The 12,651-nt window shown below is 34.3% G+C and carries 10 protein-coding genes and 1 tRNA gene; 6 read left to right on the top strand and 5 right to left on the bottom strand.

What is annotated here, in order from left to right; genetic code table 11:
• The first annotated feature begins 56 nt into the window (after nt 1-56).
• A complete protein-coding gene (locus tag FJV36_RS05820) occupies nt 57-353 on the top strand; it encodes a co-chaperone YbbN (protein WP_086454349.1) in 297 nt (98 codons plus the stop codon).
• Here FJV36_RS05820 and FJV36_RS05815 read toward each other — a convergent pair.
• Both FJV36_RS05815 and FJV36_RS05810 read right to left on the bottom strand, forming a co-directional pair.
• Nucleotides 350-1,033 (bottom strand): polysaccharide deacetylase family protein, encoded by a 684-nt coding sequence (locus FJV36_RS05815; protein ID WP_347753041.1) that lies wholly within the window; start codon nt 1,031-1,033, stop codon nt 350-352. The genes FJV36_RS05820 and FJV36_RS05815 overlap by 4 nt on opposite strands.
• Before the next feature lie 29 nt (nt 1,034-1,062).
• Nucleotides 1,063-4,353, bottom strand: coding sequence for a DUF2723 domain-containing protein (locus FJV36_RS05810; protein ID WP_158727838.1), 3,291 nt, complete (start codon nt 4,351-4,353; stop codon nt 1,063-1,065).
• Between the two features lie 252 nt (nt 4,354-4,605).
• Here FJV36_RS05810 and FJV36_RS05805 point away from each other — a divergent pair.
• A tRNA-Gln gene (locus FJV36_RS05805) sits at nt 4,606-4,676 on the top strand.
• Nucleotides 4,677-4,736: 60 nt separating this feature from the next.
• Here the strand turns inward: FJV36_RS05805 and FJV36_RS16625 are convergent.
• Nucleotides 4,737-5,054 (bottom strand): universal stress protein, encoded by a 318-nt coding sequence (locus FJV36_RS16625; protein WP_347753039.1) that lies wholly within the window; start codon nt 5,052-5,054, stop codon nt 4,737-4,739.
• A gap of 37 nt (nt 5,055-5,091) precedes the next feature.
• A complete protein-coding gene (locus FJV36_RS16620) occupies nt 5,092-5,547 on the bottom strand; it encodes a universal stress protein (protein ID WP_347753037.1) in 456 nt (151 codons plus the stop codon).
• A gap of 177 nt (nt 5,548-5,724) precedes the next feature.
• Here FJV36_RS16620 and rimP point away from each other — a divergent pair, with 177 nt between their 5' ends.
• From rimP to infB, 3 genes are all read left to right on the top strand, one after another.
• Complete coding sequence (rimP, locus tag FJV36_RS05795; RefSeq protein ID WP_158727837.1) at nt 5,725-6,189, top strand: ribosome assembly cofactor RimP; 465 nt, start codon at nt 5,725-5,727, stop codon at nt 6,187-6,189.
• Nucleotides 6,190-6,202: 13 nt separating this feature from the next.
• Nucleotides 6,203-7,456 (top strand): transcription termination factor NusA, encoded by a 1,254-nt coding sequence (gene nusA, locus FJV36_RS05790; protein ID WP_158727836.1) that lies wholly within the window; start codon nt 6,203-6,205, stop codon nt 7,454-7,456.
• A gap of 110 nt (nt 7,457-7,566) precedes the next feature.
• Nucleotides 7,567-10,449 carry a translation initiation factor IF-2 gene (infB, locus tag FJV36_RS05785; protein ID WP_158727835.1) on the top strand — a complete coding sequence of 961 codons (2,883 nt, stop codon included), beginning with the start codon at nt 7,567-7,569 and terminating at the stop codon, nt 10,447-10,449.
• Nucleotides 10,450-10,691: 242 nt separating this feature from the next.
• Here infB and FJV36_RS05780 read toward each other — a convergent pair whose 3' ends face one another.
• The gene (locus FJV36_RS05780) at nt 10,692-11,081 is read right to left on the bottom strand and encodes an SPOR domain-containing protein (protein ID WP_233264520.1); all 390 of its coding nucleotides are present in this window, start codon (nt 11,079-11,081) and stop codon (nt 10,692-10,694) included.
• Nucleotides 11,082-11,296: 215 nt separating this feature from the next.
• Here FJV36_RS05780 and FJV36_RS05775 point away from each other — a divergent pair, with 215 nt between their 5' ends.
• Nucleotides 11,297-12,634 carry a c-type cytochrome gene (locus tag FJV36_RS05775; protein WP_158727834.1) on the top strand — a complete coding sequence of 446 codons (1,338 nt, stop codon included), beginning with the start codon at nt 11,297-11,299 and terminating at the stop codon, nt 12,632-12,634.
• The last annotated feature ends 17 nt before the right edge of the window (nt 12,635-12,651 follow it).

The raw sequence follows: 12,651 nt of genomic DNA, 5'->3' as shown, positions 1-12,651 counted from the left end.
CATTTGTATATTATCAATCTCTTGTATTACATTTAGAAAACTAAATATTAAGGTTTATGTCAAAATTTGGAGAACTTTTACATACTCAAGTGCCCGTATTAATTGATTTTTATACGGATTGGAATGAATCTTCGGTAGCCATGCATCCCGTTATTAGAGATGTAGCAGCTGCTCTTGGTGATAAAGCTAAGGTTATAAGGATAGACGTTGATAAAAACCAAGAATTAGCCAATGCACTTCGCATTAAAGGACTCCCAACATTGATGCTTTATAAGCAAGGCCAAATGATTTGGAGACAATCTGGAGAGCTCGATGCAAATACTCTTATTAGTATTGTTCAAGGACAGTATTAATTATCATTACCTATAACTTTCGTTTCATAGTTGTTATCTTGTAAATATTGTAAGGTTGCGGGTAACACGTATTTTAGTTTTTCAAAAGCTTTTATACTGTCATGAAAAACAATAATACTCCCTGGCTGCAAGTTCATAATTACATTGTTCAAGCATTCTTCATTGGTTATCTTTCCATCAAAATCGGCGCTTAAAACATCCCACATAAATATTTTATATCCCATTTTTAATAAAGCTCTAGACTGAGCTTTTTTTATTTTGCCGTAAGGCGGACGAAAAATTTTAGAATCAGAATTGTATTGCATATTCTTGTCTATTATTTCTTGACAAAGCTCCGTGTTGTCAATGTAGTTTTGCGTTGATGTCTTCCATCCGTTTAAATGATTGAAGGTATGATTCCCTACAGCATGGCCTTCACTTATAATTTTTTTAAATATTACGGGATATTTACGAATGTTATCACCTATACAAAAAAAGGTAGCTTTAAAATTGTATTTGTTCAATTCATCCAATATCCATGATGTCACTTCGGGTGTGGGACCATCATCAAAAGTGAGATAAACCACTTTTTTTGTGTTTGGAATGTCCCAAATCCATTTTGAGAACAGTGTCTTAATTAGTTTATTAGTTTTGACCCAGTACAATTTCATCTCAAAGAAAGTTAAAAAAAATAGCGACATGATTGCCGCTATTTTAAATGCTATTTTATTTATTCTCTATCACGTTCAAAACGTTCAAACATTTTTATGTAGGTATTAAATGTAGCTCTGTGCTTGTTGTAGAACTCTAAGTCATTATTCTCTTTCATTACTTTAAGCAAGCTTCTATAGCGCTCAATATCTGTAACAATAGGAATCACAATGCTTGACTGCTCACTAGCTTTTAAACCTCCATAATAATTAAGATTTTCACGGTATTTCTGGGTTAGTTTATCCAATAATTGTTGAGCTTTAGCTTTCTCACCTGTTTTATAATATCCATCTGCAAATGGCTCCACAAGGGAGTAGTAACCAAAGTATTCTATTGGAAGTTTAGTCATTGCGAGATCTATAACTTTCTTTGCCTTATCGGTTTTGCCTTCCTTAATGAGTTGGTTCATCAATCTAGAAAGGTATGATCTGTAGTTGATGCTGTTGCGTCTAGTTTCAGGATCATGATAAATTGTAGTACTTTCTCCGTTACCCCATTCCCATTTCATAACAATATCATACATTTTATCTGAATCCAATTGTCCCATGTCTAGTGGGCTAGCATCTTTAGGTAAAGTAGTTTTAACAGGAACCAGTTTGTATACCATTCCTTCTAGTTGAAGATACTCTTTCATCCAAATGTAATCTTCGTTATCAAATGCACCGCCACTAAAATAGATAGGGCGTTTCCAGTTGTTATTTGCAACTATATCTAGCATCATCAATCGGTTTTTGTACAAGGCATTTTTGCTAACATCAATGTCAATGTATGGAACTATTGAGTCAAAGTATTGCGCCGAAACAACTTTATTTTTGATAATTGTATTTTTATCAACTGGGATTCTGATTTTGTTTGTTGGATAAAAATGAATCGTTTGTCCGTTTTGCATTTCAACTGTTGATTTTGGATTTTTAATAAAATCAATCAAATCTTTAATGTCCCAACGGGTGTCTATTTTAGGGATAAATGCCACATAGTCTAATTTGTCACCCACGTATTGATCATGCGTAAATGAAATCGGCAAAGCATCTGATTCGTATGTTTTGGTTTTCATTTGATCAATATACCAATCGGTCATGAACAAACTAGTATTTACAATTTTAATGTCAGTTCTTACACCTTCAATTTCTTGGGCATACCACAAAGGGAAAGTGTCGTTATCCCCAATGGTGAATAAAATAGCATTAGGATCGCATGATGTTAAGTATGCTTTTGCCATAGCTACAGCAGTAGATTTGCCTGAACGGTCATGATCATCCCAGTTTTGAGATGCCATTAAAACGGGAGCTGCAAGTAAACAAGTACTAATCATTATTGGGCCAGCAATTTTTGGGGCTAAATATTTTTGAGCGCTCTCATATAATGCATATACACCAAAACCAATCCAGATAGCAAACACATAAAACGATCCTACAAGAGCATAATCTCGTTCTCGTGGTTCAAATGGTCTTTCGTTGAGGTATATTTTCAATGCAATTCCTGTAAAAAGAAATAAGGCAAGTAGAACGTAAAAACTTTTTAAATCTTTATTGGCGTGATACATTAAACCAATAAGTCCTAGAATAAAAGGTAAAAAGAAATATACGTTTCTACCTTTGTTGTTTGTCACATCTGAAGGTAAGTTTTCTTGACTTCCTAAATGTAATTCATCAATAAATGAAATACCACTCAACCAGTTTCCATCAAGATAATCATATCTTCCTTGAACATCGTTTTGTCTCCCTACAAAATTCCACATTAAATACCTCCAGTACATATAGCCAAATTGGTATTCAACCATAAAGCCTAAATTGTCTGCTGTGGTAGGTTTTTCAATTAATAAATAGTCGCCATAACTTTTTAAGAATTTAACATATCCTTCATTGTCAATTTGTTGTTGTGCATACGCTTGTCTAAACTCGTTTACAATTTTTTCTGTTTCACTCTTTAGTTGCGCTATTGCTTTGTTATAATCTTCTTCGCTTAATTGGCTAGGGTCAATGCCGTATTTTGCAAGATCTTCTTCATAAGGATAATCAGGATTTAGTCTAAACGCTGGAGGATTAGTAAAATTCATATAATTCTCAATATGCTCAGCGCTCCACATTCTTGGCAAGATGGTTTTATGATTGTTGTCGGAATTTTGATCTGCGTTTTTGAAATTGTTTACAATAACGTATTTACCAGTTTTGTAATCACGCTCATAATTTGGTGCTTTGTCCAAGTACGGATTGTCTTTGTCTAGACCAGCAAAATTTTCAGTGTATTGAGGACCGTAAAAAAGAGGATTCACGCCATACTGCTCTCTGTTATAATAGGCAAGAACTTCGCGAGCATCCGATGGTTTGTTTTCATTAATTACCGTATTTGCATTCGCACGAATAGGTAACATCATCCAAGTAGAAAAACCAATTAGGATGAAAAGTACACAAAGCAATAGAGTGTTATATGTAATTAGTTCTTTTTTCTTGGTGTATTGCAAACTAAAATAAAACAAAACAGCTATTAACAAGGCTACAAACAATGTCCCAGAGTCAAAGGGCAACCCTAAGCTATTAACCATAAACACTTCGGTTTTACCAAAGAAAGCCATGGTAAGTGGCAGTAGCAATTTAAAAATAAATAACAAAATAGAAATCACTACGACATTCGCAATGATAAAACTTTTAACAGTTACTTTTTCGTAATTTTTAAAGAAATATAAAAAACCAATTGCAGGAATGGTTAATAAAGCCATAAAGTGTACACCAAAAGAAAGTCCTACTACTAGTGAAATAATGAGTAACCATTTATTACCTCTTGGTTTATCCATGTCTTGTTCCCAACGCAAACCAAGCCAAAACAATAATGCAATTAAAAGTGAAGCCATTGCATACACTTCGGCCTCTACGGCATTGTACCAAAAACTATCTGAGAAAGTGTACGCTAATGCTCCTACAAATGAACTTCCTAAAATAACAACATCATTATTTTTGTTTAATGCAGTTGTAGATACAAATCGACCAACGATTTTTCTTAAAATCATTGATGAAGACCAGAACATAAATAAAATAGTAAAGGCACTTGAAAAAACAGATACCATATTGACCATCAATGCAATCTTAGTATTGTCTAAAGCAAACATGGCAAAAAAGGCTCCAATCATTTGGTATAAAGGAGCACCTGGTGGGTGACCAACTTCTAATTTTGCAGCTGTGGCTATGTATTCCCCGCAATCCCAAAAACTCATGGTGGGCTCAACGGTTAAAGTATAAGTGATCAATGCTATCCCAAAAGTAATCCAACCTATGATTGTATTCCATTTATTGAAATTGAATGCTGTTTTATCCATGTATAAGGTATTATATTATTTAAGTTACAAAGAAAATGTTTTTTTGTTTAACCCACATAGCATTAACATTATTTTCTGTAAAACTACATATAACTTATAAGCAATTTATAATCAGTATTTTGCACGCAAATCAGGATCTTTTTTTTAAAATAATTTATTTTTTTTCAATAAAAATGCAAAAAAAATTTGTGCAAACTAAAAAATAGTATAAATTTGCACTCGCTAAGCAATAATACAGCAAAGCAAATTTACTGGTCTATGGTGTAATGGTAACACAACTGTTTTTGGTGCAGTCTTTCTAGGTTCGAGTCCTAGTAGACCAACATAAAAAAAACCTCTCATTTGAGAGGTTTTTTTGTTTTACAGTATTTTTTTTTTTTTTTTTAAATCCTGAAGGTAAGAACTGGTCGTGATTCGTGATTTATCAAACCTTGGCTTATGCTGCTATTGAAAAAATGTGACAATCTCGTTCTTCCATGTGTGCAAATGCTTATGAGGTCAGCGCCTTGGGATTCAGCAAAATTAGTAATGCCCTTTTCAATATTGGTGTCATTGTGTACATGGGTTGAGTAGTTTTTTAAATCATATTTTTTAAGAAATTTTCGCATAATTTCATCACTCTTTTGGGTTGTTTTGAAGCTGTTTGGCGTGTTTATCATGACTAAAAGTAATTTTGCATTGGTTTCTTGGCTAAATTTCAATAAGCTCTTGAATGGTTTTTTTGTTTCTTTCGAAAAATCAGATGCAAATACTATCTTTTCTAATTGGAAGTCTTCGGGGTCTTTTTTTATTACTAAAACAGGGGCTTTGGACAAGCGAACTACTTTTTCGGTATTGGAGCCTATGAATAAGTGTTCCGTGTGAGCCCATAATGATTAAATCAATTTCGTTGGTTTCATTGAATGATAAAATTCCAGAAAACGCTTTTTCTAACTGGACGCTACTCTCTACTAGAATGTCTTGTAGGTAAGATTGTGATTTTAGGTCTTCAAGTCTTTCATTTGCCTTTCGAATAAATAAAATCACTTCAGGAATGCTTTTCCCACTCGAAACCGCATCGCTCATTTGGCTGGGAAGTTCTAATAAATGTAAGAGATAAATAGAAGCATTGTTTTTTTTAGCAAGAAGAGCTGCGGCTCTTAGTGCGTATTCAGCTTGTTCAGAAAAATCAGTTGGGACTAAAATATGTTTCATAATTATGAAAGTGTTAAATTATGGGAATCAACAAGTTGTTTTAACTTAATAATAAAGATAAGAATTATTTTTAAAGCAGTCAATTATTTTAATTTGTAAAAAAACACTATATTTGCACCGTTATTTATTAAAAACTAGATAATGAGGGGACGGATTGTCCCCTCTTTTTATAAAAATATGACATTTAAAGAAAATTTACATATAGTTTTGAGCGACTGCCTAGCAGAAAAGCCTTCGATTTTCCTAATTGACCTAGTGGTTACAGATGCTTTCAAAGTAATCATAGCCTTAGATGGTGATCATGGAGTAGCGCTTCAAGATTGTATTGATGTGAGTAAATTTATTGATAGCAAGCTAGATAGGGAAGAGCAAGACTATTCTCTTGAAGTAGCATCAGTAGGTGTAGGGTCAGCCTTAAAACAGGTAAGACAATACAAGAAAAATATTGGTAGAACCTTGATTGTTAAGGCAAATTCGGAAATTATTGAAGCGGAATTAATAGATGCTAATGATGATTTTGTAATTTTGTCTTGGAAAGCAAGAGAGCCAAAGAAAATAGGTAAGGGGAAAGAGACAGTTCAAAAGGAATTGAAAATTTCGTACGTAGATATAAAAGAAGCAATTGTTACAGTAACATTTTAATTAAAGAATTCGCATGGAAAATTTAGCATTAATCGATTCATTTTCAGAGTTTAAAGATGATAAACTCATTGATCGTGTAACGCTTATGGCAATTTTAGAAGATGTATTTAGAAATGCATTGAAGAAAAAGTACGGTTCAGATGATAATTTTGACATTATTATAAATCCTGATAAAGGAGATATGGAGATATGGCAGAGAAGAGTAATCGTTGCGGATGAAGATTTAGACTTTGATCACCTTGAAATTACGTTAACAGAAGCTAGGCAAATAGAGCCGGATTTTGAAATTGGTGAGGAAGTATCTGAAGAGGTGAAACTTATTGATTTAGGACGTAGAGCTATTCTTGCTTTGCGCCAAAACTTGATCTCAAAAATACATGAACACGACAATACGAATCTTTACAAGCAATTTAAAGATTTAATAGGAGATATTTATACAGCAGAGGTACACCATGTGCGTCCTAGGGTTGTGATACTTGTTGACGATGAAGGAAATGAAATTGTATTGCCTAAAGAAAAACAAATCCCATCTGATTTTTTCCGTAAGGGTGATAACGTTAGAGGGATTATAGAAAGCGTTGAATTGAAAGGGAATAAGCCGCAAATAATTATGTCTAGAACTTCAGAAAAGTTTCTTGAAAAATTATTTGAGCAAGAAATCCCTGAAGTTTTTGATGGTTTGATTTTGGTTAAAAAAGTGGTAAGAATTCCTGGCGAAAAGGCGAAGGTAGCTGTAGATTCTTATGATGATAGAATAGATCCTGTAGGTGCTTGTGTGGGAATGAAAGGATCTAGGATTCATGGAATTGTGCGTGAACTAGGAAATGAAAATATTGACGTTATTAATTATACTAGTAATATTCAGTTGTTAATTACACGTGCTTTAAGTCCAGCAAAAGTTTCTTCGATTAAAATTAATGAAGATACCAAAAGAGCCGAGGTTTTCTTGAAGCTTGAAGAAGTTTCTAAGGCTATTGGTCGTGGAGGACACAATATTAAATTAGCTGGTTTGTTAACGGGCTATGAATTAGACGTGATTCGTGAGGGTGATGTAGCAGGAGCTACTGCTGATGAAGATGACGTTGAGTTAACTGAATTCTCTGATGAAATTGAGGGTTGGGTTATTGAGGAATTCGCAAAAATTGGTCTGGATACTGCAAAAAGTATTTTGAGTCAAGATGTTGATGACTTAGTAAGAAGAACAGATCTAGAAGAGGAAACAATTTTAGATGTTATGAGAATATTAAAAGAGGAATTTGACAGTTAGTCAATGAGTCTTCAACTATAAACATGCCATTTTACAAGTAATCTAGCTCGGTAGGTATCGAATAGAAGTAAAGTGAGGAATAACAAAAAAGGTAAAAATAAAAAGGTTTTATGTCTGAAGAGAGAATTATTAGAATAAACAAAGTTTTAAGGGAATTGAATATTTCTTTGGAAAGAGCTGTGGATTATCTAAAAGATAAGGGAATTGCAATAGATGCAAATCCAAACGCAAAAATTTCTGACGATATATACAATGTTTTGTGCGGTCAATTTGCTGGTGACAAAGGGAATAAAGAAGCTTCTAAAGAAGTGGGAGAAGAGAAAAGAAAAGAGAAGGAAGCATTACGTTTAGAGAGAGAAAAAGAAATCGAGGATAAACGTAAACTTGATGAAGAGCGAGCAAAACAACAGGAAGTTATCAAAGCAAGAGCGGTAATATCTGGACCTGTTCAGGTAGGTAAGATTGATTTAAATCCAAAAAAAGCTGCGATTGTTCCCCTGGTAAAAGAGGTGCCAAAAGTAGAACTTGCTCCTAAAAGTGTTGAAGTTCCTGCTGCAAAGATTACACCAGCAGAAAATAAAATTGTCCCGAAAACTTTGGATAATAAAGCTACTTCAGATGTTAAAGAATCTAAGCCAGTAATTACTCCTAAAGAAATGGTAAAAGAAGCTGTGGCTGTAATACCCGAAGCCCCTAAAGCAGTTGAAAAAGTAGAGCCGGTTAAATCTGAAGAGGTGTCTGCTGATGAAACGATTACTACTCAATATCAAAAGTTATCTGGTACTACATTAACTGGTCAAATTATTGATTTATCGCAATTTAATAAGCCTAAAAAGAAAAAAGAAGAACCAAAGATTACGCCTAATAAACCAGGTGCTCCAGGTTCTGCGGCAGCTAATGCAAATAAGAATAAACGTAAAAGGATAGCTCCTAAACCAGGCGCGCCAAGGCCTCCTGCTGTTCCAGGTGCTCCTAATCCAAATAAAATAACTCCTAATACTGGTGGTGGAGGATTTAATGCAAATAGAAGTGCAAGACCTGGTTTCGTAAAAGGAAACAGACCTGCAATTGTTGCAAAAGTGGAGCCAACAGAAGAAGAAGTTAAAAATCAAATTAGAGAAACTTTAGAAAAACTGCAAGGTAAAGGTGGTAAATCTAAAGCTGCTAAATACAGAAGAGATAAAAGGGATACACACCGTCAGAAATCTGATGATGAGCAAAGAGCTTTAGATGAAGGAAGTAAAACTATTAAAGTTACTGAATTTGTTACTGTAGGTGAAATTGCAATCATGATGGATGTGCCAATTACCAAAGTTATTGGTACGTGTATGTCACTTGGAATCATGGTTACCATGAATCAACGTCTTGATGCAGAAACGTTGACTATTGTTGCTGATGAATTTGGTTATGAAGTTGAATTTATCACTGTTGATATCGAAGAAGCAATTCAGGTTGTTGAAGACAGAGAAGAAGATTTAGTTTTTAGAGCGCCAATCGTAACGGTAATGGGTCACGTCGATCACGGTAAGACATCGTTACTGGATTACATTCGTAAAGAAAACGTAATTGCAGGTGAATCTGGAGGAATTACACAACATATTGGTGCCTACGGAGTAACTTTGGATAACGGACAAAAAATTGCATTCTTAGATACACCTGGTCACGAAGCGTTTACTGCGATGCGTGCGCGTGGTGCTCAAGTTACCGATATTGCTATTATTGTGATTGCTGCTGATGATGATATCATGCCGCAAACTAAAGAGGCAATTAGCCATGCTCAAGCAGCTGGGGTTCCTATTATATTTGCTATCAATAAAATTGATAAGCCAAATGCTAATCCTGAGAAAGTAAAAGAAAGATTAGCAGGTATGAATTTACTTGTTGAAGATTGGGGTGGAAAAATTCAATCACATGATATTTCTGCGAAAGTAGGAACAGGTGTTAAAGAATTATTAGAAAAAGTATTGCTTGAAGCAGAACTTTTAGATTTAAAGTCAAATCCAAACAAAGCGGCACAAGGAACTGTTGTTGAGGCTTTCTTGGACAAAGGAAAAGGATATGTTTCTACAATTTTAGTTCAAAACGGAACGTTGAAAATTGGAGATTATATGTTGGCTGGTAAGCATCATGGTAAAATTAAAGCTATGCATGACGAAAGAGGGAACATTGTAACTGTTGCGGGTCCTTCGACTCCGGTTTCAGTTCTTGGTCTTGATGGAGCTGCAACAGCGGGTGATAAGTTCAATATTTTTGAAGATGAAAAAGAAGCGAAACAAATTGCTTCAAAACGTTCTCAATTGATGCGTGAGCAGTCAGTACGTACTCAGCGTCATATTACATTAGACGAAATTGGACGTAGAATAGCATTGGGTCAATTTAAAGAATTGAACATTATCCTTAAGGGAGATGTTGATGGATCTGTTGAAGCATTGTCTGATTCGTTCTCTAAATTATCTACTGAAGAAATACAAATCAATATCATCCATAAAGGTGTTGGAGCAATTACAGAAACTGACGTAATGTTGGCTTCTGCTTCAGATGCAATTATTATTGGATTTAATGTTCGTCCAGCTGGAAACGCAAGACAATTAGCAGATAAAGAAGAAATAGATATCCGTTATTACTCTATTATCTATGCGGCTATCGATGACTTGAAAGATGCAATGGAAGGAATGTTAGCTCCTGAAATGAAAGAAGAAATTCTTGGTACAGCTGAGATTAGAGAGATCTTCAAAATATCTAAAGTTGGTTCTATTGCCGGTAGTATGGTTATGGATGGTAAAATTGTTAAGAATGCCAAAATGCGTGTTATTCGTGATGGTGTAGTTGTGTTCACTGGAGAGTTATTAGCTCTTAAACGTTTTAAAGATGACGTTAGAGATGTAGCCAAAGGATACGATTGTGGTATTCAAATTAAAGGATATAATGATATCGAAGAGCGCGATGTTATTGAATCTTACCATGAAGTTGCGGTTAAAAAGAAATTGAAATAATTTTTTCTATTATAGTTTTAAAATCCCGACTCGTCGGGATTTTTTTATTTTAGTACTTTTTGTAAAATAGTATTTTGTAAATGTGGAGTGGAGATGTTGTTATTGATATATAATCATGCTAAGCTTTTTATTGACTGTTCTAATATTATATTCCTTGACGGATTTTGTTCCTTTTTATATAAAAAAAAGCCATTCTATCTGAATGGCTTTATTGGATATGGTAACTTGTTTTTATTCGTTTTTTATTTGGTTGGGCGAATCAAATTCAGATTTGGATACTTTTTTTTGATAGCTACAATGTGTCTTTCCGCTTCTATTCTTGATTTAAAATTCCCTATCCAAACTTTATAATTTGGAGCGAAAAACACTATGGTAGCTTCAACGTCATTAAATTGTTGTCTAAATTCATTTAATGTTAATTTAGCTTTCTCGTTATCACCACTGTAAATTTGAATTTTAAAACGGTCATTTACAGTGTTTGATTGATTTGTTTTTCTTTTTTCTGTAAGCAATTGCTCGAATTTTGAATCTTGTTTTATAGAAATATTGTGCTGTTGTGCCGTCGATTTCGAGTGAAAAATTGCTGTTGAAATAAGGGCGATAAGTGAAGCTTTCAGGCTTAAAATTCTCATAATGTGTATGTTTTTATGCAAAATTAATATTTAGTGTTTAATACCAAATCAAAAACGTTATTTAGAATAAATATAAATTGAAATTAAGGCTATTTTAGGGTTTTGAGAATAGTTCTTATATCGTATTTTTGTCCAATATTTTAAACAAAGGAGCAGTTCTTCTAAGTCTATTAGTAAAGACTGTGCCAATTTTTAGTAGATAATCATTATACTATATGAAAAAGGTGGGTAACCATAATTCGATCACAAGAAAATTATTTTTAGGCGTAGCCTTATCGTTAATTTTCTCTTTCACTTCATTTGCTCAAGAAGCTGCCGCTGTTGCTGCTCCTGATGCGGCCGCGGCTCCTGCTGCTGCTTCTGGTGGAGATGCTGCTAAAGGTAAAGAATTGTTTAATGCAAATTGTGCTGCATGTCACAAGTTAGATGCTAAAGCTACAGGACCTGCACTTAGAGGTATTGCTAGTAAGTATGAAATGGCATGGCTTTATAAGTGGGTAAAAAACAGTTCAGACTTGATTAAATCAGGTGATGCTCAAGCTGTTAAGGTTTTTGAAGAAAACAACAAGTCAGTAATGTCTGCTTTTCCTCAATTATCAAATGCTGATATTGATAACATTATAGCTTACACTTCTGAGCCAAAAGCTGAAGTAGCTGCTCCGCCTGCTGGTGGTGGTGCTGCGGTTCCTGGTGGTCCAGTTGCTGATAGCGGTATTTCTAACAATCTTATATTAGCTGCTCTTGCACTAGTATTAGTAGTGTTGGTAGTAATGTTAGTTTTGGTAAACAAAGTTCTGTCAAAAGTTGCAAAAGCAAACGGGATAGTAGTTGAACCAAAAGCTAAAACAACTCCAATTTGGCAAGCGTTTGCTAAAAATCAATTTTTGATTTTGGTAACGGTTATTTTCTTACTACTTACAAGTGCTTATTATGTGTATGGTTTCTTCATGCAAGTAGGTGTTGATCAGGGGTATGAGCCAATACAGCCAATACATTACTCGCACAGAATTCACGCTGGTGATAATGAAATAAACTGTAAATACTGTCACTCAGCTGCACGTGTAAGTAAAAATGGAGGTATTCCTTCTCTTAATATATGTATGAATTGTCATAAAAATATTGCTGAAGTTGCTGAGACAACTGCTACTCCAGAGTATAGTAAAGCTTTTTATGATGAGCAAATTCAGAAATTATATACTGCGGTTGGATGGGATCAAGCAACTCAAACATATACAGGGAAAACGCAGCCAGTAAAATGGGTTCGTATTCATAATCTTCCAGATTTTGTTTACTTTAATCACTCGCAACACGTAACTGTTGGAGGAATTGAATGTCAAACATGTCACGGTCCTGTTGAAGAATATGAAATTCAAAAACAGTTTGCTCCATTAACAATGGGATGGTGTATTGATTGTCATAGAAAAACTGAGGTTAAAATGGAGGGTAATGAATATTACACTAAAATCCATGAAGAGCTTTCTAAAAAATATGGTGTAGATAAGTTGACTGCTGCGCAAATGGGTGGTTTAGAGTGTGGTAAATGCCACTATTAATCAAATTATTAAGATTT

This window comes from Flavobacterium sp. I-STPP5a (assembly GCF_009764685.1).
GTDB lineage: Bacteria > Bacteroidota > Bacteroidia > Flavobacteriales > Flavobacteriaceae > Flavobacterium.
This window is presented reverse-complemented; position numbering and strand designations above follow the sequence as displayed.

Coding starts and splice junctions, on each gene's coding strand:
- FJV36_RS05820 (WP_086454349.1), top strand. CDS start 57: ATGTCAAAATTTGGAGAACTTTTACATACTCAAGTGCCCGTATTAATT.
- FJV36_RS05815 (WP_347753041.1), bottom strand. CDS start 1,033: ATGTCGCTATTTTTTTTAACTTTCTTTGAGATGAAATTGTACTGGGTC.
- FJV36_RS05810 (WP_158727838.1), bottom strand. CDS start 4,353: ATGGATAAAACAGCATTCAATTTCAATAAATGGAATACAATCATAGGT.
- FJV36_RS16620 (WP_347753037.1), bottom strand. CDS start 5,547: ATGAAACATATTTTAGTCCCAACTGATTTTTCTGAACAAGCTGAATAC.
- rimP (WP_158727837.1), top strand. CDS start 5,725: ATGACATTTAAAGAAAATTTACATATAGTTTTGAGCGACTGCCTAGCA.
- nusA (WP_158727836.1), top strand. CDS start 6,203: ATGGAAAATTTAGCATTAATCGATTCATTTTCAGAGTTTAAAGATGAT.
- infB (WP_158727835.1), top strand. CDS start 7,567: ATGTCTGAAGAGAGAATTATTAGAATAAACAAAGTTTTAAGGGAATTG.
- FJV36_RS05780 (WP_233264520.1), bottom strand. CDS start 11,081: ATGAGAATTTTAAGCCTGAAAGCTTCACTTATCGCCCTTATTTCAACA.
- FJV36_RS05775 (WP_158727834.1), top strand. CDS start 11,297: ATGAAAAAGGTGGGTAACCATAATTCGATCACAAGAAAATTATTTTTA.